Source organism: Lentilactobacillus curieae (genome assembly GCF_000785105.2).
GTDB classification, from domain to species: domain Bacteria; phylum Bacillota; class Bacilli; order Lactobacillales; family Lactobacillaceae; genus Lentilactobacillus; species Lentilactobacillus curieae.
Map to the genome: position 1 here is coordinate 1,779,046 of NZ_CP018906.1, position 24,381 is coordinate 1,803,426.

Genomic DNA, 24,381 nt, shown 5'->3' on the forward strand with positions numbered 1-24,381 from the left:
TTGAAACTTTCATATAAATGGGTAAAAGAATATTTAGATTTAAACATTCCAGCTAAGGATCTTGCCGAAAAGATTGAAAGAACGGCGGTTGAAGTTGACTCGGTAAGCCGTTTAGCTGATGGATTAAAGAAAATTGTAACTGGTAAAGTTTTGAGTATGGAAAACCATCCAGATTCTGATCATTTGCACGTGTGCCAAGTTGACGTTGGTGAAGAAGAGACACTGCAAATCGTTTGTGGTGCGCCTAATGTGGCAGCTGGTCAAACTGTAATTGTTGCTTTGCCAGGTTCACGAATCGGTGGAAATGTAAAAATCAAGAAATCTAAAATGCGCGGTGTTCAATCGAATGGAATGATTTGTGCACTCGATGAAATTGGCTTTTCTAAAGATGTTGTACCAAAGGAATGGGAAGATGGAATTTATGTATTTGATGATTCAGTTCCCGTTGGTGAGGATGTATACAGCTATTTGGGAATGGATGACGATGTAATTGACCTTGATGTGACTCCTAATCGTGGAGATATGTTGAGTGTGTTGGGTACAGTTCATGATTTAGCTGCAATATATGATCAAAAACCAGAAATTAAACAGCCAACAGTAAGTGAAGATGCAGCAATCAAGGTAGAAGATGAACTTTCTGCATCTGCGGACCAAACGCTTGCCCCCACATACAAACTGAGAGTAGTTAAGGGAGTTAAGATTGCTCCTAGTCCAGCTTGGTTACAGGTAAGGCTTTGGACATCTGGAATTAGACCAATTAATAATGTTGTTGATGTTACCAACTACATTCTCTTGAAGTACGGCCAACCTTTACATGCTTTCGATAGAAATAAAATCGATGGTAATATTAACGTTCGAGCTGCTAAGGATGGTGAGTCAATAACAACACTAGATGAAGAAGAACGTAAATTAGCAGCAGGTGACATTTTGATTACTGATGATAATAAGCCAGTTGCAATTGCAGGAATCATGGGTGGATTGGATTCTGAAATCAGTGATGATACTACTGATGTTGTAATTGAATCTGCAATTTTTGATTCAATTCAAATTCGGAAAACAGCAAGACGCCTTGTTCTTCACTCTGAAGCCTCACAACGATTTGAACGGGGAATCAATTACGATACTGTAGAAGATGCTGTAAATGAAGCTGCCCAAATGATGGCTGAACTTGCAGGTGGTAAAGTTGCTACCGGTATTATTTCTGCCACTGACACTCCGCGAGAACTTCCAACGATTCACGTGTCAGATAAAAGTGTTAACAAAGTTCTGGGAACTGATTTGAGCTTAGCAGATGTTACAAACATTTTTGACCGGTTAGGTTTCACTTCAGTAAAAGATGGGGATGGATTAGATGTCACAATTACTGCTCGCCGTTGGGACATTGAAATTCCTGCTGATTTAAATGAAGAGGTAGCCAGAATTTACGGTTATGATAACCTACCAGTGACACTTCCAACGGGGAGAATGGGGGTTGGTGCATTAACTGACACACAAAAGAATGAACGCGCCTTGAGAAACGTTTTAGAAGGGTTAGGCTTAACACAGGCCATCTCATACTCTCTAACTACGGAAGACAAAGCGAAAATGTTTTTAACTAGGAACTCATCTGAAACCAAATTGAGTTTTCCAATGACTCAAGATCATTCAGTACTTAGAATGAACTTACTATCAGGACTGCTTGATGATGTGGCTTACAATAAGGCTCGTAAAGTCGGCAACGTTGCCCTTTATGAATTTGGTCGAGTGTTCTTCAAAGATAGTGAAGAACAAGTTCGTCCTGAAGAAGTTAGCCACGTTGCCGGGGTGCTTTCAGGAAACCTGGTCGATAAGAGTTGGAGCCATCAGTCAGTGAAGGCTGACTTCTTTATGGTCAAGGGGATTGTTGAAAAACTAATCAAGAACTTTGCTCCGAATGGGGAAGTTGAGTTTGTAGCTGACAATTCAATCAAGGAAATGCATCCAGGAAGAACTGCCAAGGTATTGGTCCATGGCAAAGAAGTTGGTTTTGTTGGTCAAATCCATCCGGTAACTGAAAAGCAATTTAAAATTAATGATACTTATGCTTTCGAGCTTGATTTTGATCTTTTGAATTCATTGCCTAAGAATGCTGATCAATTTAGTCCAATTTCTAAATTCCCAAGTATCAAACGTGATATTGCGTTATTAGTTGACGATGCTATAAGTAACGATGATTTATTAAAGGTCATTTCAAAATGTGGTGGAGCATACCTTGCTAACATTGAATTGTTTGACCTTTATACCGGTGAAAATGTTGCTGACGGCAAGAAGTCTTTGGCTTACTCGCTTACTTTTGAGAATAAACGTGATACTCTTAAGGACGATGAAGTCAATGCGTCAATGGAAAAGATTAAAAAACACTTAACAGATGAATTAAATGCAGAAATTAGGTAGTTTCATATCTATAATTGACGTGAGAACTAACAGGAGGAACTACTGATGAATAATGGTCCAACAACTCCTGCCCCAAAGCAAAATAAAGGGCTGGGAAAGAAAATAATTATCACCGTTGTGACGTTACTGGTTATTTTACTGGCAGCAATCGGCCTCTTGGGATATAACTATTTCCAAGAGTCACTTAAACCACTTGATCCTAAAAATGAACAAGTTAGCCAAGTTCATATTCCCTTAGGGGCTTCAAACAAGCAAATTGGCTCGATCTTGCAAAATAAAAAGATTGTTAAAAGTGGAATGGTATTTGACTACTATGTTAAGTCAAACAACATGACTAATTTCCGTGCGGGCTATTACCAGTTGAAACCTTCAATGAGTTTGAAGCGAATTGCTAAGGAACTTCAAAAGGGTGGTAGTGACGAACCAATTCAAAGTGCAAAGGGTAAACTTCTTGTCATGGAAGGTGCCAATATCAAGGATATTTCATACAGAATTAGTTCAACCACTGACTTTTCAAGTAAGAGCTTTTTGAGTTTGATGAAGGATAAGACCTTTATCAATTCACTTTATAAGAAGTATCCTCAACTCCTTCAGTCAGCAATGAAAGCTAAGGATGTTAGATATCGGCTTGAGGGCTACTTGTTCCCTGCGACATATGAAGTTAAGAAGAATATGTCACTAGAAGCATTGGTTACTCAAATGGTGGCTAAAACAAATCAAGTAATGACACCTTATTATTCACAAATTAAGAAACGTCACATGACGGTTCAAGAATTTATGACTTTGGCTTCCCTTGCTGAAAAAGAGGGGGTTAATCAGACTGACAGACGTAAAATCGTTGGTGTATTTATGAATAGAATTAAAATTAATATGCCAATTCAGTCAGATATATCTGTTTTGTATTCTCTAGGAGTCAGAAATAAGGACCTTACTACCAAAGACCTACAAAATGATTCTCCATATAATTTGTACAAAAATTATGGATATGGACCAGGACCATTTGATAGCCCAAGCTTGAGTTCAATTCAAGCAGTGCTTCATCCGCTTTATCGTTCTAAGGGATATTTATATTTCGTTGCTGACACCAAAACTGGAAAGGTGTATTATTCAAAGACGTACGCTGAGCACCAGGAAAAAAGTGCGAAGTATCTACACTAATTAGAATCTGAGGAGTTTGAAATGAGCGCTAAGAAAAAACCGGTAGTAATCGGGGTTACTGGAGGATCAGGTAGTGGGAAAACGACTGTTAGCCGAAAGATTTTTAATCAGCTTGCAGATAATTCAATTATGATCTTGCAACAAGATTCTTACTATAATGATCAGGCTGATATGTCAATGGAGGAGAGAAAGCAGGTTAACTATGATCATCCGCTTGCTTTTGATATTGACTTATTGGTTGCCCAGTTAAAAGATTTGTTAGATTATAAGGCAATTGAAAAGCCGGTTTACGACTATTCTCAATACACTCGAAGTGAGAAAACTATTCACCAAGAGCCTCGAGAAGTTATTATTCTGGAAGGAATCCTTCTATTAGATGATAAACGTCTTCGAGATTTGATGGACATCAAAGTATATGTTGATACTGATGATGATATTCGAATAATTCGGAGAATTCAGCGAGACAACGGTGAACGTGGTCGTGACTTGAATGGTATCATCAAGCAGTATCTTAGTACTGTAAAACCCATGTATCATCAATTCGTTGAGCCAACTAAACGGTATGCTGATATCATTGTTCCTGAAGGTGGGGAAAATCAAGTTGCGATTGACTTGTTAACCACCAAAATCCGTTCAATACTAGTTAAGCGTGGTAACAAACACGTTGCAAATAACACCGATTCAACAATTTAGATTTAAGGGAGACATTTTAAATGGCTGAAGATAGTTATCCAATGACGGCTGATGGCCGCGAAAAATTACAAGCAGAACTTGAGGACTTAAAGCTTAACCAACGTCCAAAAGTGGTTGAAAGAATTAAAATTGCTCGTTCATATGGTGATTTGTCTGAAAATTCAGAATATGAATCTGCAAAAGACGAACAAAGTATGTTAGAAAGTAGAATTCAAACTATTGAACACATGCTTCAATATGCTGAAATTATTGATTCTAACAACAGTGATAAAGATGAAGTCACTGTCGGTAAGATGGTAACGTTCCAAGAATTACCGGACGAAGAACCAGAAACTTACCAAATCGTGGGGGCTGCTGAAGCAGATCCGATGTCTGGCAAAATTTCAAACGAATCGCCAATTGCTAAGGGATTGTTAGGTCACCGAGTAAATGATGAAGTAACAATTGAAATTCCAGCCGGTAATATGCAAGTTAAAATTACCAAGGTTGACTAAGTAGTTTGTGAATTTTTGACATACAAATCAAAGCCATGTTGTCTCCGTTATTTGGAAATGACATGGCTTTTTCTTTAGTATCAGACATTTAAAAATGTTTGATTTAGATAAAATGAATAATTTAGATTATAAACTTTGTGAAATACATTTGAGGATGTTATACTATTGTAAGCGAATACAATACGATTTGGCGGTGACAAATGTGAAAATTACGGTAACTGAAGCAGCAAGTAAATGGTTTGAAGACGAGATGGGCTTAACTGACGGGAACGGTGTTCGTTTTTATGGCAAGGTGTACGGCAATACTCCGGTTCACGATGGTTTTTCCTTGGCACTAACTAGAGATGACCATCCTAAGGAAGTTTACGCTGAAACTGAGAAAGATGGCATCAAGTTCTTCGTTGATGAGGGTGACGAGTGGTTCTTTAAAGGATACGATCTAACAGTGGATTTTGATCCTGAACTGTCTGACGATGTTACCTATCGTTATGAAGAAAATGGCGAATTAGAATAAATAAGAATTGATTGACGGATATTGTCAGGGGTGGAATTCGACCTAATAAAGAAGGACTACGATGTATTTTTTCAACATCGTAGTCCTTCTTTAATGCCATTATTAATGCTTAATATCTTCGATTTCGTTTGAAAATAAAGTGACCTCCAATTAATCCCAATATTGTTATTCCAGTTAGGATAACTCCTAAAACCATGCCCTGTGGGTGATACGTAAATGCGACTTTTTGGCCATGTTTAGGGTTATTTAGGTAAATGAATGTGTTAGCCCATTTGTGGATCTTAACTGGTTTTCCGTCAATTGTTGCGCTCCATCCTTGCTCATAGGGGATGGAAGTGATGATCTGCTTTGAATTTTTCGACTTAAAGTTAGCCGTAAGTTGGGTGCTGCTATGCTGTTTTACATTACCGGCGTCACTTTTAACTCGGTTTACCCAATTAAGCAGGATTGGTTTATTTAATTGGTAGAAGCGCATCGATGACAACCAAATGTTTTGCTTAGTGGTGCTTATAGTAATGCTAACATCTTTAGATTGAGTACTTGTATTTGCGATGTTTACTACGACAGGGTGCTTATATGGCTTAAATTGGTGAATGGCCACCCCGTCTGCAGTAATTGAAATGTCTTTCAGTGGGGCCTGTTCACTCAACTCCATATACAATGAACTGTGAGCTTTTACATGAATCTTTGCACTTATAGTTGCCGGCTTTAATAATGACTTTTTGCTGAGGATGGCATTATCAAACTTATTGATTGGGTTGGTATTGTTGGCAACATAATTTTTGGGATTTACTTGAGTGAAGAGCTGACCACGTACACCTAATTGTTTTGCTAAGTCGTTTTGATATTGTAATGGGTCGGCGTCGCGGTACTTAGGTGGATTATTGGATAATTCTGATTTAAAAATTATTGGTAGAGCAGCGGGATTTTCGTAAACATCCAAATATTTAGATCTATCGATTAATGAGTATGCCTCAAGTTCGGGCCTAGTAGTGTTTAAGTTTGTGATTGATTTAAAAATTTCTTGCTCAGCTCTTGAAGCGAAAGGATTTTCTGATAATGAGTATTTGAATCCTAATAAAGCGTCTGTAAAAAGCGTGGGGTTAGTATACACCACAAAAGCATCGCCATTTGGATTACCGATATTACCGTAAAATTTCGAGACGTTATTTTCTAGTGTTGAGGAGAAATTCGACCCACCATTGTAATTACCAGTTAAAGCATCGTTTTTTGATCTCTGAAATGTTTCGTTCACTCTAAAAAATGAAGAGTCCTGTTTGTTAAGCATTTTGGAGGCGTCATTAGTAATTGTCGCAAAGTTTGCGTACTCACTTGCACTTAAATAAGAAATGCTATTTAAAGAGTTAACTAGATTTAAGCTCATTTCACCACCAACCAATATCAGCATTCCGATTTGGATTAGTTTACTGCTACGATTACTGTTTGCAATAACTATTAATGCGATGGTGGCAGTTACATATACAACTCCAAAAATAAAGGTTCCTGAATTCATGTATTCAAATTTCTTAATGTTGGCGAAAATGTACAGTAGGCCAACAATTATTAGGATACTTGAGATGGCCATCGGAATCTCTCTGAGCCTATCAGTTCTAATTGTTTGATATGCCCGGAAACCGATAAAAATCATCCAGAAAGAAAAAATGTATGAGAATCGGTATGAATACCAAACAGGTAGTTGAAATGCGTGCCATAAAATATCTAAAGGATTAAAACACATTGATATCACGAAAAATGCTGTGACTATCAACCCGATGATTTTATCTTGTTTTGGGAATTGTTTGGATACGAAGAAATATAGAAACGTGAAGATAACTAAGCTGGCCACAAATAAATTAGGGGTTCCGTTTGGCATTTGTTTAAAGTCGAACGCACCATTGATAAACTTACCAATCATCAACAATGGATTGTACTCAAATTTAAATTTAAGTTCGTTTGTTGAATAGGCTACCTTACTGTTCAAAAGAGACATGAAAGTTGGGATTGTGATCCATGCTGACAATAATGCAGAGATTAAAAAGTGAATTACGTAATGGCCAATCCTCTTAAGATAGTCAACAAAGTTACTTGCTAGAGGAATACTGTATAAAATAACGTAAATTGTCGAGAATAAAGCAATCATGTACGCCATATAATAATTAATCATAAGCATTGCTGCCATTGTACCGATAAATAATTTTGATTTACCGTTAGCAATTAATGCTTCTAAACCAAGGAAAATCAGTGGCAACAAAATAACGGCGTCAATCCACAATAAATTAAGCTGGTTGGCAACCATCCAACCCATTAATGCGTACGAAGTAGAAAAGGATACTACTGAAAATGATTTATCTGAGAACCTGTTGGTCAAAAAAATACTACACGTTAATCCAGCCAAAGCATATTTGAGAATTGTGATTATGCCAATTACAGATGGCAATGCTTTTACAGGGAACAATAGCAAAAGTAGATTGAGGGGACTCATTAGGTAATAGCTCCATGTCCCAATCATATTTCCACCTAGAGCTTTTTGAAAACTGTATAGGATTGATGAGGGATCTGAAGTTAGAGCATTTTTGAAAAACGCATAAAAGTCAACATATTGCTGCCCCAGATCAACTGTTAGCACAGACGAGCTACCAAACGGTGCAAATCCTCTAAAGATAAAGTAGGCAGTTACGATTACAAGTGGAATTAAAAAACTTAATGAATAAATCGATTTTTTTGTTTTCATAGTGACTTCCTTTGCGACATTTTAACAAATTTTAGAATAGCATAAATAAGTTAAAGATTGTTGAAGCATTCTAGTTTTTAAACAGAAATTCTGATAAAATTAAGTTTACGCGAGGAGTTAAGAATATTGAAATTATTTAAAGGCAAAAACAAGAAAAATAAAAGTTCAAAAGCGGCTTCACTACCCTTTAGAATCAACATTATTTTTATGGTAGTCGGGGTCTTATTTATTGCATTACTTACAAGATTAGGATATCTGCAAGTAGTTAACGGAGCAAAAATGAAGGCTGAAGCAAATCGTAGTGACACGACAGTGGTTTCAGCTAATACTCAACGGGGGATGATTTACGATTCAACTGGCCAAGTATTAGTTGGAAATTCTGCCCACCAAGCAATTACGTACACTAAGGGTGTTAATGCCCTTTCTACTGATATGTATGCGACAGCAAAAAAATTAGCTCAATTTGTTAAGGTACAAACCGGCACATTGACTGAGCGTCAGTTAGCTGATTATTACCTGGCAAATAATGACAATTTGAAAAAAGTTTTGGAACAAATTCCAAATTCAGCTCAATATAACGATGATGCTAAGTATAATAAAGCATTAGCATATGTACAGAGCCACAAAATTAACTTTACTGCTTCCGACAAGAACGCAGCAGAAATTTTTGCCAAAATGAGTGGTGCTTACCAACTGTCCACAGTTAATATTAAGGACAGCGGAGTAACAAACACTGAAATAGCTCAAGTTGGTGAACATTTATCCGAACTAGAAGGCGTTAATATTGGTACAAGTTGGAGCCGAAACTACCCAGTTGGTCAATCTATTCAAGGGCTTACAGGAACCGTTTCAACAGAAAAGGCGGGTCTACCTTCTGATCGGGTTAATGAGTTGTTGGCTCAAGGATACTCGCGAAATGACCAGGTTGGTCAAAGCTACTTGGAACAAAAATATGAACCCGTTTTACGAGGCTCAAAGTCCCAAACACAAGTTTACTTGAACAGTCAAAATGAAATCACCAAGGAAGTTAAAAAGTATGGTGGCCAAAAGGGTGATAATCTACAGTTGACGATTAATGCTAACTTCCAAAAGAAGTTATCTTCACTTGTAAAATCTGCTGAGCAAGGTGCAGGTGGATATTCAACTGGAACCTATGCGGTCGTTATGAATCCTAATAATGGTGCCATTTACGGTATGGCTGGTGTTGATCGGAATCCAAAGACACAAAAGATTACCAGTAATGATTTGGGAAACATAAATAGTTCAATCGTTATGGGATCTGTTGTTAAAGGAGCAATGGTTTCTGGAGCACTTCAGGATGGAGTTATTACACCAACAAATAGTACGATGACTGATTTTCCAATCCATATTGGTGGAGTAACCAAATCCTCTTGGTTCAATAAAAAAGGCGGAGCAAATATTGCAGTCGATGCGGCTGGGGCACTGGAAGTATCTTCTAACTCATATATGATGCAACTCGCAATGAAGGAAGCCAAGTTTAAGTACGTAGATGGTGCTGCATTAACCATGAATCCATCGATTTTCACCAAATTAAGGGCACATTTCTCTCAATTTGGACTAGGTGTTAAGACTGGAATCGATATTCCTGGTGAGACTACTGGTCTTCAAGGTGCAAGCGATTTTGGCCATATTGGTTCAGCACTTGATCTTTCATTTGGTAACTATGATGCGTACACCACAATGCAAGTTGCACAGTACATGTCAACAATTGCTAATGGTGGATACAGGATTCAGCCTCATATTGTTTCAGCAATCCGAGGAACCAGTAAGAATGGTGGCCTCGGTGCTATCAAGGACACGGTAACCCCAAATGTCCTGAATTATGTAAGCATGACCCCAGCACAACGTAAATTAGTCAAACGTGGATTGTATCAAGTGGTTCATGGAAGTAATCAATACAAAACTGGTGGTCAACTATCATCTATCAAGCCAGAAATTTCTGCCAAAACTGGTACTGCCCAAACATTTTATAATGGTAATGAGACAGTTACTTTAAGTTTAGCCTCATTTGCACCTTCTAAGCATCCGCAAGTGGTAGTTGCATTGGCAATGCCTAATTTGGGAGTTAATGCTGAAAGCAATAACATGCAACTAGCAAAGAAAATTTACTCTGCATTTTGGTCAACCGTCCAATCAAAATCAACTGTTAAGTAAATTTACTTAACAATTATCTATAATGTACTGGTAAATTTTGACTATTGATGATAGAATATCAAGAGTTGAGGTTATTACTAGCCACATTTAAATGTTTGGAGGTTATATTCCATGCGAGTACACATTACAATGGAATGTACTGAATGCCACGAACGCACATACTTATCAAGCAAAAACCGTCGTAACAATCCAGACCGTTTGGAGCTTAACAAGTACTGCCCTCGTGACCGTAAAGTTACATTACATCGCGAAACAAAATAAGGTTTGGGGTAAATACCCAAACCTTTTTATTATACATAGAAAAAATGGTGGTGAGCGGAATGAAGAAGTCAGAGATTAGAAAGTCAGTAATACCTGCGCTGTCTGAATATGTTAAGTCTCCAGCTGGTAGAGCCAATGCTCAGGATTTGTACCAACAACTGTTTGAAAGCGATGATTTTAAACAGAGTAGTACTGTTGGGGTTACGCTTAACATGGAAGATGAGTTGGATACTCAGCCAATCATTGATAAACTGAACAACCTGAATAAGCGTGTAGTTGTCCCTAGAACCTTACCGGACTTTCAAATGGAGTTCGTGGTACTTGATGAACGAACTCGCCTTGAAAGAACCAAATTTGGGGTTAGAGAGCCGGTTGGTGGCCAAGTTGTTGATCCAAGTGATATTGACTTACTAATTGTTCCAGGGGTTGCCTTTACTCCGTTAGGGGAAAGAGTCGGGTTTGGGGCTGGATTTTATGATCGCTATTTAAAGAAATTTTCAGGCCGAACCATTACGCTTGCCCTAAAACCACAATTTTTTGACAAGGCGGATTGGGTAGTAGATGATTATGATGTTTTAGTTCAGCAGGTTTTTCATTAAGGGAGAATTAAATTGATAAGACAAAGACCGTTTATGACGTACATTCTGTTAGGAATCATGGTTGTTGTGTACGGATTAATGACACTAAGTGGCGGTACCCAAAATGCTGGTGTCTTAGTAGAATTTGGTGCTAAATACAATCCGTTGATTGTCGCTGGACAATACTGGCGATTCGTTACCCCAATTTTTATCCATATCGGGTTTACCCATATCCTTATGAATGGGATAACACTTTACTTTATTGGTCAGTATGTGGAAAATATTTTCGGCCACCTGCGATTCTTCATCATTTTTATGGCTTCTGGAATTGTGGGAAATATTGCCAGTTTTGCATTTAGTGATGGCCTTTCAGCGGGAGCTAGTACCGCAATTTTTGGCTTATTTGGAGCATTTTTGATGCTTGGAGAAAGCTTTCAAGACAATCCGGCAATTGTGTCACTAGCTAAGACGTTCTTAGTATTTATCGTCTTGAACATTGCGGTTGACCTATTTGCATCAGGAATAGATATTGCTGGTCATTTAGGAGGATTAGTTGCCGGATTCTTAAGTGCATACGTTGTTGGAGTAAGCTTTGATAAGGTGTCTCCGGTTAAAAGAGCCATTTCAACAATTATGTTGATATTTGTTGCTGGAGCAATTTTATACCTAGGTTTTAGCAAAAATATGTAAAAAATTTTCCAAATCGAAAGAAATTTTTATTAGGATGTGAGATAATGAAAACGCTATATGATGTTCAACAGCTTCTTAAAAAGTTCGATATTTACGTTTACGTTGGAAAAAGGATTTGGGATATTGAAGTTATGGCGTTGGAACTCGACCATCTGCATGAAGCCAAACTTATTTCTCAAGACGAATTTTTGCACGCCAAAATGGTTTTAAATCGGGAGCATCGTGTGGAAGAAAAGAAACAAAAATAGTAGGAGGAAGTAAGTATGGCCAAGAAATTAATCGGGATTGACCTAGGGGGTACTACCACCAAATTTGCTTTCCTTGATGATCAAGGAAATATTCTTTCAAAGTGGAGAATTCCAACTGATATTAGCGACGAGGGATCACATATTGTCCCTAACATGATTAAATCAATTGAAGAACAAATGCGTAGAGAGGATTACAACACTGAGGATTTCATTGGAATTGGGATGGGAACTCCTGGTGCGGTTAATCGCGACGAAGGTACTGTCGTAGGTGCCTACAATTTGAACTGGAAAGAAGTGCAACCGGTTCGCCAACAAATTAGCAGTGCATTACATTTACCAATTATGATCGACAATGATGCCAACAGTGCTGCCCTTGGAGAATTCTGGAAGGGTGCTGGAGATAAAGCTGATGACGTTGTATTCGTAACCTTAGGAACGGGTGTCGGTGGCGGTGTAGTCACTAACGGACGTTTGGTTCATGGAATTAACGGTGGTGCTGGTGAAATCGGTCACATTTGTGTCGAAAAAGACGGATTCCAATGTACTTGTGGTAAGCGTGGCTGTCTAGAACAATACGCATCAGCAACTGGTGTTGTAAAAGTTGCTAAAGATACAGCGGCTAAATTTACTGGGCACTCAAGAATTAAAGAATTAATCGATAATGATGAAGACATTACTTCAAAGCTAGTATTCTTCTTAGCTGATAATGGTGACATTTTGGCAAATCAAATTGTTAACAGAGTTTGTTCATACTTAGGCTTAGCATTATCACACATCGGAAACATTTTAAACCCAGAGAATATCATTATTGGTGGTGGAGTTTCTAATGCTGGAAACACACTTTTACAACCAACAACCAGATATTTTCAAGAAAATGCCTTTCCATCTGTTAGAGATTCAACTAGACTTAAACTAGCTCAGTTAGGTAATGATGCTGGAGTTGTTGGTGCTGCATCACTAGCTTTACAGCTGAGAAAAACTAGCTCGTTATAGAAGCAAAAGGAGTGGAGTAACAAGTGAACGTTGCTGCAATTAATGGAAATATAGTTTCTTGGATTATTTTGGTGATTTTAATCGTTGCTTGGTTAGGATGGACCTTGTTCCAAAATTACCGAGTGCGCCAAGCTGCTAAATATTTGTCAAATGATGAATTTAGGGAAGGCATGAGACGTGCTCAGGTTATTGATCTACGCGAGAAGAGCAACTTTAAGAGTGGCCACATTCTTGGAGCTAGAAGTCTTCCATATTCAACAATTCGCAGCTTCTACTCTCAAATTAGGGCTGACTTACCTGTTTACCTTTATGATCAGGGTAGAACGGTTAGTAAGCGTGCCGCCTTGTTCTTGAACAAGAAGGGTTACAATGACATCTACATTTTGAAGACAGGTTATCAAAACTGGGATGGCAAAGAGAAGAAGGACGAGTTTTAAAAAAAGATTGGGATAAAACGTTATGTTTTATCCCAATCTTTTTTGTTTATATTAATAATTATCCTTGGTGAGCTGAGCGGCTCTTGCGCATTGCTTTTCTACGATTATCGTCGAACTTTTCTTCTTCATCCTCAATTGGATCAACAACCGTTTTTTTGAATGTAAATAGGCCACCGAATAGTGCGGCTAATGTACCTAATACTCCAATAAATAGGCCACCTGTAAATTTTTTCATTATGACTGCCCCCTTAAGTTGGTTTATAATTATATTATGCTTTATTCGACTACAATTATCTAGTTAATTGACTAATTTATCAATGGAATGGTGAAAAATTGAAAATTAATACTGAAATTTTTGCACATCGGGGAAGTAGCGGGGACTTTCCAGAAAATACAATGCCGGCTTTTCGAGATGCAATTGACTCCGGATGCGATGGAATTGAAACCGATGTTCAGCTTTCTAAGGACGGTCGGTTTATCATAATGCACGATGAAAAGGTTAACCGAACCACAAACGGCAAAGGATATATACAAAACTTAACACTCGAGCAGATTAAAGGACTGGATGCGGGAATAAAAAAATCTACGCAATTTAGAGATGTGACTGTACCAACTTTAGAAGAGTTGGTTGATTTGTTAGTTGCTAGTGACTTTCAAGGAAAATTGAATTTAGAATTAAAAACCAATAAGATTCCCTATCCAGGAATTGAAAAACAAGTTTTTGATTATTTAAATTCGCGAACGGATATCAAATTTGAAATCATTTACTCTAGTTTTAGTGATCGGTCGGTGCAATTGTTACATAAACTTGATGCACACCGGGTTGCAGCGAAACTCTTCAAAAAAAACTTTAGCTCGGCAATTGCACTCCACAAGGAACGAGTGATTGAAGACATTCATTTAGAAATTGGTTGGTTAAAGAAACATATTGGTGAGTTTCAGGTTAATCACGTTAGACCATGGCTAGTTAACACGCCAGCAGATATGGAATTCTGTTTTAAATCTGGAGTTGCTGGTTTCTTCACAGATTATCCAAGAAGAGCAATGAAGTTAAAACGGGAAATGGAGAATGGCGCAGATGCATAAGGTACTGGCAATTGTGGGTCCAACAGCTGTTGGTAAAACATCGCTGTCAATTGAAATGGCAAAGCAACTGAACGGCGAAATAATTTCCGGGGACTCGATGCAGGTTTATCGAGGCCTTGATATCGGAACTGCCAAGGTAACCCCAAAGGAAATGCAGGGAGTAACTCATCATTTGATCAATATTTGTGATGTTCATGAGCGGTATACCGCAGCTAAATTCGTAGCTGATGCTACCAAAGCAATCAATGAAATTGAGAAAAATGGCAAGTTGCCAATAATTGCAGGCGGAACAGGCTTCTATTTGCAGGCATTGAATCAAGGAATGAATTTGGGTGGGAACACCAATTCAGAGACTAGAAGTAAGTTAATGGATCAAGCCAAGGCAGATGGCCCTGAAAAAATGCATGAATGGCTTTCTAAGGTCGACCCGCAATCTGGCAACAAAATCCCCGCTAATAACCTTCGTCGAGTTGTGAGAGCTTTAGAAGTCTATTTGGACACTGGTCAAAGGTTCTCTGAACAAAAAAATGCTGACCAATTATTTGATTTCCACTACGTGGCATTGACTACCGAGCGAAACTTGCTTTATGACCGCATCAACCGCCGAGTTGATATGATGGTTGATGATGGGTTAATTCAGGAAGCTCGCTGGTTGTTAGAACAAGGTGGACGAGAATTGCCGGCCAGTCAAGGGATTGGCTACCATGAATTCTTTGATTTCTTTGAGGGCAAAGTGACCGAAAATGAAGCAATTAGTAAAGTTAAGCAGGATTCACGGCACTATGCAAAACGCCAATTGACTTGGTTCAGAAATAAAGTGGTCGCAAATTGGTACAACCTGATTGAAAAGGAAAATACGATTTCTGAAATAATTTCTGATACTAGAAACTGGCTTAAATAATAGCTTTTTTAAAACAATGTTATATTTTATGACATCTAATGTTGACTATTCATTTTCAAATGGTATTATTAAATCAAGTTTTGGAGGTGAAAAATGTCTGAGAAGGAATTAAGGCGGTCGATGTCAGTACTGCCTATTGGCACGGTTATGAAACTAACTGATTTGTCAGCAAGACAAATTCGTTATTATGAGCAGCAGGAGTTAATTTTACCAGAGCGTAACGAAGGCAATCGGAGGATGTACTCTTTAAATGATATTGATCGTTTGCTAGAAATAAAGGACTACTTGGATGAAGGATTGAACATTTCTGGAATCAAAGAAGTCTATAAGAAACAGCAGATGATTGAACAGGAAAAGAAGAAAAATCGCGAAAAACAGCTTACCGATACTGATGTTCGCAGAATTTTGGAAGATGAGTTTTTGCATATTAGTGGCTTGATGCCACCTTCTTCCACATTAAATAACCAAAAACTATAAATCACAGATAGGAGAGGTCAGGATGGCTACAAAGCACGATTACACGAAAGATGATATTCGGCAGATGGTAAAGGATGAAGATGTTAAGTTTCTTCGTCTGATGTTCACAGATTTATTTGGTACGATCAAAAACGTTGAGGTTCCAATTACTCAATTAGAGAAGCTACTAGATAACAAATTGATGTTTGATGGATCTTCAATCGAAGGATTCGTTAGAATTGAAGAAAGTGACATGTACCTGTACCCAGACCTATCAACTTGGATGATTTTCCCATGGAGTTCTGAACGTGGAAAGATTGCCAGAGTGATTTGTGAAGTATATACCCCAGATGGCAAACCATTTGAAGGGGATCCAAGAAACAACTTAATTAGAGTTCTTGGTGATATGAAGAAGGCTGGCTTTACTAGTTTCAACATTGGACCAGAACCAGAATTCTTCTTATTCAAGATGAATGATAAGGGAGAACCAACTCTCCACCTTAACGATAAGGGTAGTTATTTCGATATGGCCCCAATGGACTTAGGTGAAAATTGTCGTCGTGAAATTGTGCTTACCCTTGAAGAAATGGGCTTTGATGTTGAAGCTGCCCATCATGAGGTTGCTCCTGGACAACACGAAATTGACTTTAAGTATGCAGACGCACTTGCAGCTGCTGATAATATTCAAACATTTAAATTAGTTGTTAAGACAATTGCTAGAAAGTATGGCCTATATGCAACATTTATGCCAAAACCACTTAGCGGTATCAATGGATCAGGAATGCATTTAAATATGTCATTATTCACTGATAAAGGTAATGCTTTCTTTGACGAAAGTGGTGAGCTTAAATTATCTAAGGATGCTTATTACTTCTTAGGTGGCCTATTGAAACATGCTCGTGCATTTACTGCAGTATGTAACCCGATCGTTAACTCATACAAGCGTTTAGTTCCTGGATATGAAGCACCAGTTTATGTTGCTTGGTCAGGATCAAACCGTTCACCACTTATCAGAATTCCTAACGCCCGTGGAAATTCAACTCGTTTGGAAGTTAGAAGTGTTGATCCAACTGCTAACCCATACCTAGCAATTGCTAGCGTCCTTGAAGCCGGATTAGACGGTCTTAAGAATAAGATTGAACCAGAAGATAGTGTTGATCGTAACATCTATCGTATGGATGCAGAAGAGCGTCAGGAAAGCCACATCAAGAACTTACCTGACACACTCCACAATGCCTTGAAAGATTTGGCAGCTGATGAAGTTATGAAGGGTGCTTTGGGTCCAAAACTTTACCAAAGCTTTATTGAAGCTAAAAATCTTGAATACGATTCATATCGTACCCAAGTTTCTGGCTGGGAACGTGACCAGTACCTTGAAAAATACTAAAAAAGTTGCTATTTAATTAAAATTCACCTTAAAAGGGACTCAAATCACTGATTTGAGTCCCTTTTATTTTCTAAAAGTAAATTTCTGAATTAAAATAGAATTAGTTACAAATTCTATTTAAAAAATGGATAAATAGCTTTATTTCTAGGTGTAAGTTAGATACCATTAAAATAGGATTATAAATAAAAAAGTGATGAGGATATGCTATGGATATGAAAGAGCAAAATGATCAATTTGCACAAAATGATTCAATTTTGTCTTCTGCAATTGACCATAAATTAGATTATTTAAATCAAATAAATGAATCTATAAAAAATGGGGATGATTTAAAACTATATGAATTGATTGACGCAGCAAGATTCCACCAAGAATTCAAGGAAGATGGAGAAGTCCCACAGCAACACGATTTCAGCTTGGTTGCTGACTTGAACTCTGAGCTGAGTCATCATCTTAGTAACAAATTGATCGATTATTTGGGGGATACATACCCGTTCTTCTATTACCACGAGTTTGAACTGGGAAAGTTTAATATATACTTTGGTAACTGGTGGGATCACCGGATGTTTGGTGAACTTGATGCGTTGAATGTGGAATTTCACTTTGCAGAGGATGAATACAATAAATTATCGGATTCTTTCTCTCTGGAAGCTCAAAACCAACGGGTCAACGATGCGCCAATGCAACAACTTGCCGACGAAAACGAGCGATTGTCTCAATTGATCGAGCAACAAGATCAAAGGGATCAGCAAAAAGAAGAGATTCGCGCCCAAATTAGGGAAAATGAAGAAAAATCACCGATGCCTTGGGAAGCTGCAAAAGTTCGCGAGGAAAAAGAAGCTTTAAACAAGTCGATGCTTGAATTGACACAAGTCGATGAAGAAGCTGCTAATGCAAGGCAAACGATGAAGGAAAATGAAGCTAAAATTTTGTCACTTTCAAAAGATGAAACAATTCTGAATCTTGAAAAGCAAAACATTAGATCTTCATTTGGCTCTTTTGAAGAGTTTAATAAGAATAATAGCCAACTTTACACCAAATACCTTTCATTTTTGGAAGATGGATCGAAGGTGAACGCAAATGACTAGTGAAACTCCAGAAGTAGAAACTACTGTTGAAGATACATTTGCGTCCTATACGACATCACTTCAATCAGGATTAGATAATGGTCTGCAGTACGTTAAACTGTTTGATAAGTTAGTTAAAACGACAGATTTTGATGAACTATTAAGTGCATCCGAAAAACTGGCTGATTTCTCGTTAGATACGGAATTTTTGAGCTTTCCACACCAATTCAGTGGTGAAGATGTTCAAACATTGTTTTTCTCTCGGGTGCTTGAACTAGGAGGCGTTTCTGGACAGTTCCAGATCAAAGATACTTCTAGAATTCAAAAGTTACTCGGTTCATTTAAGGAAATTGATGATGAACCGTTTACCTTTGTCAGTTCACCTAAGGCAGGTGCCGGTTACTTTTTCACGGCAACTAACGATAACCAACCATTGATGTACCTTAATTTAAAGACTAAAGAGTTGTTGTTTAATGGCCGTTCACTGATTGATTTCTTTGTAGTTGCCCTTGAAGGCAAAGAAACAGCTAAGGTTAAAGGTGCGTTAACGACACTTAAAAAATTTGGTAAGATTCTGAAAGAAAAGGCTGGGTTTACCGTTGATTTCAACGTCCTCGATAGTTTTAATGGCGAGTTCTTTGAGTTTGCTGGTGGCAACGTTTCTGAAGAAATTATGGATGAATTGTTTGTTAAATCAGCAGAAAATGACTACATTTTGATGGCCGATGAGAGCGGAAACGCTACACTAGATCTTGATGCAACAACCAAGTTAGTGATTTCAGATCAAGGTACAGATGAGCATCACCGCTATGGTGCGTATATTCAAGATCACGGCCAAACCGAAAATTGGATTTTCTTACTGCTTGATTATGAATTCTTACAAAAATGGTACTTAAGAAACGAGAAGCAACTTGAAATATTGTCAAACCAAGTTGTTTTCGGGTAGGAATGGAGTTTGAAGATGGATTTACAGAAGATGCTAAGTGCGTCTGTTTATTTAAATAGAATGATCGATAGCAAGAAACAGTTACACTGGGCTCCTGATTCACGAATTCAAAATGCGTTTGTTGCTTTGGACGTCGAGTTGTCTGAAGTTGCTAATACCTCTGAATGGTTCAAGGTTTGGAAAACTCATCGTGGCAAGCATGATGATGGGAAAAGTCCTGAAGAGACACTACTTTATGAGTATGTGGATGCAATGGATTTCTTTTTGCTAATTTCAAATCTTAAAAATTGGAACCACATTATTTTGAATACCCAACCCGATTTGGATAAGATTTCTGGATATAAGAAGGAACAGAATCTGGATAAACAGTATCTAATAATTAAGCGAATGCTATTTGATAGTTTCTTTAATCGGAGCGAGTCAGCATTTAGCCACTGCTTTAGATTGTTTATCAAGATGGGACTCGTTGATTTTGGCTTTTCTCAAGACCAAATCGAAGCGGCATTTATGGAAAAAAATCAGATTAATCAGCAACGTCAAGATAATAATTATTAAGCATTATGCACTTTCCTTTTTTAATGATGGGAGAGTGCTTTTTTATTTTTAATGTTGTGTTTTTACTGCAAAATACTGTAAGCTCTAATTAAATAAATTAAGGATTCATGAGAGGATGGTTAAAAGTATGAAAGCAATCGTTACCGTAATTGGCCACGATCAAGTTGGTATTGTTGCGCAAGTTTCTGCAAAGTTGGCGGATTTACAGGTAAACATTACTGATATGTCGCAAACTCTATTAGATGGGGAATTTACCATGATGTTAATGGGTGAATGGGATGATAATGATACTTCATTTGAATCCGTTCAAACTGCATTGACTGATTTAGGTCGTCAATTGAAGCTAGATATTAGAATTCAGCGTCGTGAGCTTTTCGATGCGATTCAAAAGTTATAGGAGATTATGATGGAAACAAATCAAATTATTGAAACGATTCAGATGATCTCAGAGGAGAGGCTTGATATTCGAACGATTACCATGGGAATCTCCCTTTTTGATTGTATTGACAGTGACGGTGATACAGCACGGCGAAAAATATATGATAAATTAACATCAAGTGCGAAAGATTTGGTAAAGGTTGCTGACCAAATTGAAGCGGAATACGGGATTCCGATTGTTAATAAAAGAATATCTGTTACCCCAATCGCTTTGATTGCTGCCGCGAGTGGTGATCAAGATTATGTTAAGTATGCCAAAACTATGGATCAAGCTGCTGCTGCAGTTGGCGTGGATTTGATTGGGGGATTCTCCGCATTAGTTCAAAAGGGATATCAAGTGGGAGATTCTCGGCTAATCAAATCATTACCTGAAGCCTTAACTGAGACAACCCGGGTATGTAGTTCGGTAAATGTTGGCTCAACTCGGTCTGGAATCAACATGGATGCGATTGGTCAAATGGGACACATAATTAAAGATATTGCCGCCATTGATGTTCAAAGCTGTATGAGTCTAGTCGTATTCGCCAATGCTGTTGAGGATAACCCATTTATGGCAGGTGCTTTCCATGGTGTAGGAGAAGCTGATAAGGTGATCAACGTTGGGATTAGTGGTCCAGGCGTGGTTAAACGTGCATTAGAGAAGGTTCCGAACGCATCTTTGGATAAAGTTTCAGAAACAATTAAAAAAACGGCATTTAAAGTAACTAGAATGGGTCAATTAGTCGGAAATGTTGCTGCTAAGGCATTGAATGTTCCGTTTGGAATTGTTGACCTGTCATTAGCGCCAACGCCTGCAGAGGGGGACTCTGTTGCTGAAATATTAGAAGAAATTGGGTTGCAAAGCGTAGGAGCACCTGGAACGACAGCTGCTTTAGCAATGTTAAATGATGCGGTTAAAAAAGGTGGAGTGATGGCCTGTGAACGTGTAGGCGGATTATCTGGTGCATTTATCCCTGTTTCTGAGGATGCCGGGATGATTAGAGCTGTTCAGGCTAGCAATCTCAATATCGAAAAGCTTGAGGCAATGACGGCCGTTTGCTCAGTGGGATTAGATATGATTGCTATTCCGGGAGATACAAGTGCGGAAACCATAAGTGGAATGATTGCAGATGAAGCGGCAATTGGGGTTATTAATAATAAAACAACTGCTGTGAGAGTTATTCCTGCTGTTGGCCAATCTGTTGGTGGCAACGTTGAATTTGGCGGTATATTTGGATCTGCTCCTGTAATGCCAGTTAATCAGAATAGTCCTGAAAAGATGATCAAACGGGGTGGGCATATTCCGGCACCAATTCATTCATTTAAGAACTAAATATAAAAGGGCGTTAAAAAAGCCACGATAATTTCTTAATTGAAATTGTCGTGGCTTTTTTAATTATTCAGATACGTTTTTTGACTTTGTCAGCTTGCTTGTTGTTTTTGAACAAGCTGATTTGTAACTTGACTTATTTTGAGAGTAACCAGCGAGTGGACTCTTTACTACATTCTTTGGGGTATCATCATATAAATTCATATTGATCGCTCCTTCACATTTTCGATAATCTGATTTTTACACATGGTACCGCTAGTTGGCAAAAAATATGCCTATGCATTTTTTAGGGATAAATTTAGTTAAATAGTCAATTTTGACTTATATTTAATTCAAGTTTGTGCTCATGGATAATTAATTTGTGAGTTTAGTTCATTTTAAGATTGACGTAAGCATAAATATCCCATATAATAATTAACGTTGATTTGTCACAGTAGCTCAGCTGGATAGAGCAACGGTCTTCTAAACCGTAGGTCGAGAGTTCGAATCTCTCCTGTGACATAAAACGTACGACGTGTTCTTTTAATTAAGATCATAAAAGTAAAAAAGCACTGATATCACTTGCATTGAGTGGTGTTGGTGCTTTTTTTGTATCCACAGATTTTGGATTGAATAATCAACGAAGCTACTATACCGTATAAATTTGCAAGTTTTTGAGCTTTTCGGGGGCAATATTTGTAGAATAAGTTGCGATTTTATTAAGATAGTTTAGTTTTGCTTAAAAGGAGGCCGTTTTTAGAGTAAATATTTGGTTTTAAGCCAAATTAACCAGATAATAGAATTGTGCACAAAGGTTGCACATCTTTTAGGAGGTGGAAGTTGTGGGATTCGTTGTATTTATTGTACTTATATTTATTGTTTGTGGATTAATTCAATTATATATGGATACTTCAACATCCATGAAAGAAAGCGGCAAGCACCTTGCAAAAAAAGACTAATTTCGGGGGAAAACCAATCGTACTCGGCGATTGGTTTTTTATTTTGGAGATTTATTGTATACTGTTCAGGCGGTGTGATTGAGCACCGTAAATCTTTTGTTGACTGTAACGAGAATATTTTGTATACTATTCTCGTTGTAATTGTGGCTTCCACAGCTACAACCGCACGATTTGAGCTTCTAAGTCCTACGGGCGCTTAATTTCGGCGAGTCTAAGCAAAAATACAAGGAGGTGCACAAGATGTACGCAGTTATTACTACAGGCGGTAAGCAATACAAAGTAACCGAAGGCGAAGCAATTTACGTTGAAAAATTAGACGCAAACGAAGGCGACAAGGTTACATTCGACCAAGTTGTTATGGTCGGTGGCGATTCAGCCAAATTTGGTACTCCATTAGTTGATGGAGCATCAGTTGAAGGTACTGTTGAAAAACAGGGTCGCGAAAAGAAGGTTACTATCTTCCGTTACAAGCCAAAGAAGGGCTCACGTTCTAAGAAGGGTCATCGTCAACCATACACTAAGGTTGTTATTGATTCTATCAAGGCCTAACTTAAATTGAGGTGGCTAAATGATTAAAGCATCAATTGATCACTTTAAAAACCATGTAAGTGGTTTTAAACTTACTGGTCATGCTGACGCAGGGGAGTATGGGCAGGATATTGTTTGTTCAGCCGTTTCGGTTTTGAGCATAACAACTGTTAATGGACTCCAGGAAGTCGCTGGTATTGACTTGGAAGTTGATAGTGACGATGATAACGGTGGTTATTTGTCAGTCTCGATTCCAGTTTTAAGTGATGCCCAGAAATCAATTAAAGCTGACGCAATTTTAGATACTTTCGAAAATGGAATGAAAGACATTGCAGAGAGTTATTCTAAATACATTAATTTGAAAATTAACTAATTTATATTATGGAGGTGAATCCTATGTTGAAAATGAATCTACAATTCTTCTCTCACCATAAAGGTGGTGGATCAACTGCTAACGGTCGTAACTCTGCTGGACGTCGTTTAGGTGCAAAAGCTGCTGACGGTTCAACAGTTACAAGTGGTTCAATCCTTTTCCGTCAACGTGGTACTCACATTTACCCAGGTAACAATGTTAAGCGTGGTAACGATGACACATTGTTTGCATTGGTAGATGGTGTTGTTCGCTTTGAACGTAAAGGCCGCGATAAGCGCCAAGTTTCAGTTTATCCTCTTGAGGAAGCTGCTGCTAAATAAGAATTATTAATTGGGCCCTTACAGGGTCCTTTTTTTATGCCAATCTTGAAAAGTTGGCTATTTAACCCCAAAGTATTATATAATTAACTATGTTATAAAAATCGAGGAGGACGTTAAAATGGCAATTTCAACTGCTGATTTTAAAAACGGATTGACCATCGAAGTTGATGGCGCAATCTGGAGAATTATTAGTTTCCAACATGTTAAGCCTGGTAAAGGTGGCGCATTTGTTCGTTCAAAGTTAAAGAATCTTAGAACTGGTGCTGTTCAAGAAAAGACATTTAGAGCTGGTGCCAAGATGGAACAAGCACAAATCGATACCCGTAAGATGCAATATCTTTACGCTGATGGTGAAGACCACGTGTTCATGGACTTGGATACTTACGATCAAATCAGCATCCCTGGCGACCAAATTACAGACGAACTTAAGTACCTACAAGAAAACATGGAAGTTAACGTTATTCAATTTGGTACAGAGACACTTGGTGTTGAATTACCAAACACTGTAACCCTTGAAGTTGCCGAAACAGAACCAGGAATCAAAGGTGATACTGCTTCTGGTGGTTCAAAACCTGCAACGATGACTACTGGGTTAACTCTTCAAGTACCATTCTTTGTTAACCAAGGCGACAAATTGGTTATCAATACTCAAGATGGCACATACATTTCTAGAGGTTAATTTCTGAACTGAAACGG

The 24,381-nt window shown here is 38.0% G+C and carries 28 protein-coding genes, 1 tRNA gene and 1 other annotated feature; of the genes, 26 read left to right on the forward strand and 3 right to left on the reverse strand.

The genetic code is table 11. The features are described from left to right. The 5 genes from pheT to PL11_RS08645 all read left to right on the forward strand — a co-directional run bounded on the left by pheT (nt 1) and on the right by PL11_RS08645 (nt 5,271). Nucleotides 1-2,412: a phenylalanine--tRNA ligase subunit beta gene (gene pheT / locus PL11_RS08625; RefSeq protein ID WP_035167296.1), complete on the forward strand. Its 2,412-nt coding sequence runs from the start codon at nt 1-3 to the stop codon at nt 2,410-2,412. A gap of 45 nt (nt 2,413-2,457) precedes the next feature. After that, entirely contained in the window at nt 2,458-3,570 is a 1,113-nt protein-coding gene (gene mltG / locus PL11_RS08630; protein ID WP_035167295.1) for an endolytic transglycosylase MltG, read from the forward strand. 21 nt (nt 3,571-3,591) lie between these two features. Further along, the gene (gene udk, locus PL11_RS08635) at nt 3,592-4,263 is read left to right on the forward strand and encodes a uridine kinase (RefSeq protein WP_035167293.1); all 672 of its coding nucleotides are present in this window, start codon (nt 3,592-3,594) and stop codon (nt 4,261-4,263) included. 20 nt (nt 4,264-4,283) lie between these two features. After that, the gene (gene greA, locus PL11_RS08640; RefSeq protein ID WP_035167291.1) at nt 4,284-4,757 is read left to right on the forward strand and encodes a transcription elongation factor GreA; all 474 of its coding nucleotides are present in this window, start codon (nt 4,284-4,286) and stop codon (nt 4,755-4,757) included. A 202-nt stretch (nt 4,758-4,959) separates the two neighbouring features. After that, nucleotides 4,960-5,271 (forward strand): HesB/YadR/YfhF family protein, encoded by a 312-nt coding sequence (locus PL11_RS08645; RefSeq protein WP_035167289.1) that lies wholly within the window; start codon nt 4,960-4,962, stop codon nt 5,269-5,271. Between the two features lie 109 nt (nt 5,272-5,380). On the opposite strand, the gene PL11_RS08650 is transcribed toward PL11_RS08645, so the two are convergent. Beyond that, nucleotides 5,381-8,002: a YfhO family protein gene (locus PL11_RS08650; RefSeq protein ID WP_035167287.1), complete on the reverse strand. Its 2,622-nt coding sequence runs from the start codon at nt 8,000-8,002 to the stop codon at nt 5,381-5,383. A 126-nt stretch (nt 8,003-8,128) separates the two neighbouring features. On the opposite strand from PL11_RS08650, the gene PL11_RS08655 reads away from it, so the two are divergent. From PL11_RS08655 to PL11_RS08685, 7 genes are all read left to right on the forward strand, one after another. Further along, complete coding sequence (locus PL11_RS08655) at nt 8,129-10,177, forward strand: peptidoglycan D,D-transpeptidase FtsI family protein (RefSeq protein WP_035167286.1); 2,049 nt, start codon at nt 8,129-8,131, stop codon at nt 10,175-10,177. A gap of 111 nt (nt 10,178-10,288) precedes the next feature. Beyond that, on the forward strand, nt 10,289-10,438 hold the full coding sequence (gene rpmG / locus PL11_RS08660; protein ID WP_078256956.1) for a 50S ribosomal protein L33: 150 nt from the start codon (nt 10,289-10,291) through the stop codon (nt 10,436-10,438). A gap of 59 nt (nt 10,439-10,497) precedes the next feature. Beyond that, nucleotides 10,498-11,037, forward strand: a complete 540-nt coding sequence (locus tag PL11_RS08665) for a 5-formyltetrahydrofolate cyclo-ligase (RefSeq protein WP_237047489.1) — start codon at nt 10,498-10,500, stop codon at nt 11,035-11,037. Between the two features lie 33 nt (nt 11,038-11,070). Continuing rightward, a complete protein-coding gene (locus PL11_RS08670; protein WP_052127786.1) occupies nt 11,071-11,706 on the forward strand; it encodes a rhomboid family intramembrane serine protease in 636 nt (211 codons plus the stop codon). 44 nt (nt 11,707-11,750) lie between these two features. Then, entirely contained in the window at nt 11,751-11,954 is a 204-nt protein-coding gene (locus PL11_RS08675) for a YqgQ family protein (protein ID WP_035167281.1), read from the forward strand. A 15-nt stretch (nt 11,955-11,969) separates the two neighbouring features. Then, nucleotides 11,970-12,947 carry an ROK family glucokinase gene (locus PL11_RS08680; protein ID WP_035167280.1) on the forward strand — a complete coding sequence of 326 codons (978 nt, stop codon included), beginning with the start codon at nt 11,970-11,972 and terminating at the stop codon, nt 12,945-12,947. Nucleotides 12,948-12,970: 23 nt separating this feature from the next. Continuing rightward, nucleotides 12,971-13,384 carry a rhodanese-like domain-containing protein gene (locus tag PL11_RS08685; protein ID WP_035167277.1) on the forward strand — a complete coding sequence of 138 codons (414 nt, stop codon included), beginning with the start codon at nt 12,971-12,973 and terminating at the stop codon, nt 13,382-13,384. A 58-nt stretch (nt 13,385-13,442) separates the two neighbouring features. On the opposite strand, the gene PL11_RS08690 is transcribed toward PL11_RS08685, so the two are convergent. Then, complete coding sequence (locus tag PL11_RS08690) at nt 13,443-13,619, reverse strand: DUF3042 family protein (protein WP_035167276.1); 177 nt, start codon at nt 13,617-13,619, stop codon at nt 13,443-13,445. Between the two features lie 98 nt (nt 13,620-13,717). On the opposite strand from PL11_RS08690, the gene PL11_RS08695 reads away from it, so the two are divergent. From PL11_RS08695 to PL11_RS08735, 9 genes are all read left to right on the forward strand, one after another. Continuing rightward, nucleotides 13,718-14,470 carry a glycerophosphodiester phosphodiesterase gene (locus PL11_RS08695; RefSeq protein ID WP_035167274.1) on the forward strand — a complete coding sequence of 251 codons (753 nt, stop codon included), beginning with the start codon at nt 13,718-13,720 and terminating at the stop codon, nt 14,468-14,470. Further along, on the forward strand, nt 14,463-15,371 hold the full coding sequence (miaA, locus tag PL11_RS08700) for a tRNA (adenosine(37)-N6)-dimethylallyltransferase MiaA (RefSeq protein WP_035167272.1): 909 nt from the start codon (nt 14,463-14,465) through the stop codon (nt 15,369-15,371). Before PL11_RS08695 ends, miaA begins: the two co-directional genes overlap by 8 nt. A gap of 93 nt (nt 15,372-15,464) precedes the next feature. After that, nucleotides 15,465-15,848: a MerR family transcriptional regulator gene (locus PL11_RS08705; protein WP_035167271.1), complete on the forward strand. Its 384-nt coding sequence runs from the start codon at nt 15,465-15,467 to the stop codon at nt 15,846-15,848. Nucleotides 15,849-15,870: 22 nt separating this feature from the next. Next, nucleotides 15,871-17,214, forward strand: a complete 1,344-nt coding sequence (gene glnA, locus PL11_RS08710) for a type I glutamate--ammonia ligase (protein ID WP_035167270.1) — start codon at nt 15,871-15,873, stop codon at nt 17,212-17,214. Nucleotides 17,215-17,420: 206 nt separating this feature from the next. Then, a complete protein-coding gene (locus PL11_RS08715) occupies nt 17,421-18,299 on the forward strand; it encodes a hypothetical protein (RefSeq protein WP_035167268.1) in 879 nt (292 codons plus the stop codon). After that, nucleotides 18,292-19,224, forward strand: coding sequence for a hypothetical protein (locus tag PL11_RS08720; RefSeq protein WP_035167266.1), 933 nt, complete (start codon nt 18,292-18,294; stop codon nt 19,222-19,224). The genes PL11_RS08715 and PL11_RS08720 overlap by 8 nt, the downstream gene beginning before the upstream one ends. A gap of 15 nt (nt 19,225-19,239) precedes the next feature. After that, nucleotides 19,240-19,779 (forward strand): dUTP diphosphatase, encoded by a 540-nt coding sequence (locus PL11_RS08725; RefSeq protein WP_035167265.1) that lies wholly within the window; start codon nt 19,240-19,242, stop codon nt 19,777-19,779. Nucleotides 19,780-19,906: 127 nt separating this feature from the next. Next, nucleotides 19,907-20,176, forward strand: a complete 270-nt coding sequence (locus tag PL11_RS08730) for an ACT domain-containing protein (protein ID WP_035167264.1) — start codon at nt 19,907-19,909, stop codon at nt 20,174-20,176. Between the two features lie 9 nt (nt 20,177-20,185). Next, a complete protein-coding gene (locus PL11_RS08735) occupies nt 20,186-21,529 on the forward strand; it encodes a PFL family protein (RefSeq protein ID WP_035167263.1) in 1,344 nt (447 codons plus the stop codon). Between the two features lie 63 nt (nt 21,530-21,592). On the opposite strand, the gene PL11_RS10390 is transcribed toward PL11_RS08735, so the two are convergent. Beyond that, complete coding sequence (locus PL11_RS10390) at nt 21,593-21,730, reverse strand: hypothetical protein (RefSeq protein WP_191982062.1); 138 nt, start codon at nt 21,728-21,730, stop codon at nt 21,593-21,595. 223 nt (nt 21,731-21,953) lie between these two features. Between PL11_RS10390 and PL11_RS08740 the strand changes: the two genes are divergently transcribed. The 5 genes from PL11_RS08740 to efp all read left to right on the forward strand — a co-directional run bounded on the left by PL11_RS08740 (nt 21,954) and on the right by efp (nt 24,364). Next, nucleotides 21,954-22,027 (forward strand) — tRNA-Arg (locus tag PL11_RS08740). 587 nt (nt 22,028-22,614) lie between these two features. Continuing rightward, nucleotides 22,615-22,687: a sequence feature (ribosomal protein L21 leader region), on the forward strand. A 17-nt stretch (nt 22,688-22,704) separates the two neighbouring features. Then, the gene (gene rplU, locus PL11_RS08745; RefSeq protein ID WP_035167262.1) at nt 22,705-23,013 is read left to right on the forward strand and encodes a 50S ribosomal protein L21; all 309 of its coding nucleotides are present in this window, start codon (nt 22,705-22,707) and stop codon (nt 23,011-23,013) included. Nucleotides 23,014-23,032: 19 nt separating this feature from the next. After that, nucleotides 23,033-23,365 carry a ribosomal-processing cysteine protease Prp gene (locus tag PL11_RS08750; RefSeq protein ID WP_035167260.1) on the forward strand — a complete coding sequence of 111 codons (333 nt, stop codon included), beginning with the start codon at nt 23,033-23,035 and terminating at the stop codon, nt 23,363-23,365. Between the two features lie 26 nt (nt 23,366-23,391). After that, nucleotides 23,392-23,685 (forward strand): 50S ribosomal protein L27, encoded by a 294-nt coding sequence (gene rpmA / locus PL11_RS08755; protein WP_191982107.1) that lies wholly within the window; start codon nt 23,392-23,394, stop codon nt 23,683-23,685. Nucleotides 23,686-23,803: 118 nt separating this feature from the next. Then, a complete protein-coding gene (gene efp, locus PL11_RS08760) occupies nt 23,804-24,364 on the forward strand; it encodes an elongation factor P (RefSeq protein WP_035167256.1) in 561 nt (186 codons plus the stop codon). Nucleotides 24,365-24,381: the final 17 nt, after the last annotated feature.

Excerpts from the sequence above, each read along its gene's own strand:
- PL11_RS08725 (WP_035167265.1), top strand. The coding sequence starts at position 19,240 with ATGGATTTACAGAAGATGCTAAGTGCGTCTGTTTATTTAAATAGAATG.
- mltG (WP_035167295.1), top strand. The coding sequence starts at position 2,458 with ATGAATAATGGTCCAACAACTCCTGCCCCAAAGCAAAATAAAGGGCTG.
- PL11_RS08715 (WP_035167268.1), top strand. The coding sequence starts at position 17,421 with ATGGATATGAAAGAGCAAAATGATCAATTTGCACAAAATGATTCAATT.
- PL11_RS08735 (WP_035167263.1), top strand. The coding sequence starts at position 20,186 with ATGGAAACAAATCAAATTATTGAAACGATTCAGATGATCTCAGAGGAG.
- rpmG (WP_078256956.1), top strand. The coding sequence starts at position 10,289 with ATGCGAGTACACATTACAATGGAATGTACTGAATGCCACGAACGCACA.
- PL11_RS08665 (WP_237047489.1), top strand. The coding sequence starts at position 10,498 with ATGAAGAAGTCAGAGATTAGAAAGTCAGTAATACCTGCGCTGTCTGAA.
- PL11_RS08750 (WP_035167260.1), top strand. The coding sequence starts at position 23,033 with ATGATTAAAGCATCAATTGATCACTTTAAAAACCATGTAAGTGGTTTT.
- PL11_RS08705 (WP_035167271.1), top strand. The coding sequence starts at position 15,465 with ATGTCTGAGAAGGAATTAAGGCGGTCGATGTCAGTACTGCCTATTGGC.
- greA (WP_035167291.1), top strand. The coding sequence starts at position 4,284 with ATGGCTGAAGATAGTTATCCAATGACGGCTGATGGCCGCGAAAAATTA.
- PL11_RS08670 (WP_052127786.1), top strand. The coding sequence starts at position 11,071 with ATGACGTACATTCTGTTAGGAATCATGGTTGTTGTGTACGGATTAATG.
- PL11_RS08720 (WP_035167266.1), top strand. The coding sequence starts at position 18,292 with ATGACTAGTGAAACTCCAGAAGTAGAAACTACTGTTGAAGATACATTT.
- PL11_RS08730 (WP_035167264.1), top strand. The coding sequence starts at position 19,907 with ATGAAAGCAATCGTTACCGTAATTGGCCACGATCAAGTTGGTATTGTT.
- PL11_RS10390 (WP_191982062.1), bottom strand. The coding sequence starts at position 21,730 with ATGAATTTATATGATGATACCCCAAAGAATGTAGTAAAGAGTCCACTC.
- efp (WP_035167256.1), top strand. The coding sequence starts at position 23,804 with ATGGCAATTTCAACTGCTGATTTTAAAAACGGATTGACCATCGAAGTT.
- glnA (WP_035167270.1), top strand. The coding sequence starts at position 15,871 with ATGGCTACAAAGCACGATTACACGAAAGATGATATTCGGCAGATGGTA.
- PL11_RS08690 (WP_035167276.1), bottom strand. The coding sequence starts at position 13,619 with ATGAAAAAATTTACAGGTGGCCTATTTATTGGAGTATTAGGTACATTA.
- miaA (WP_035167272.1), top strand. The coding sequence starts at position 14,463 with ATGCATAAGGTACTGGCAATTGTGGGTCCAACAGCTGTTGGTAAAACA.
- rplU (WP_035167262.1), top strand. The coding sequence starts at position 22,705 with ATGTACGCAGTTATTACTACAGGCGGTAAGCAATACAAAGTAACCGAA.
- PL11_RS08650 (WP_035167287.1), bottom strand. The coding sequence starts at position 8,002 with ATGAAAACAAAAAAATCGATTTATTCATTAAGTTTTTTAATTCCACTT.
- PL11_RS08675 (WP_035167281.1), top strand. The coding sequence starts at position 11,751 with ATGAAAACGCTATATGATGTTCAACAGCTTCTTAAAAAGTTCGATATT.
- udk (WP_035167293.1), top strand. The coding sequence starts at position 3,592 with ATGAGCGCTAAGAAAAAACCGGTAGTAATCGGGGTTACTGGAGGATCA.
- PL11_RS08680 (WP_035167280.1), top strand. The coding sequence starts at position 11,970 with ATGGCCAAGAAATTAATCGGGATTGACCTAGGGGGTACTACCACCAAA.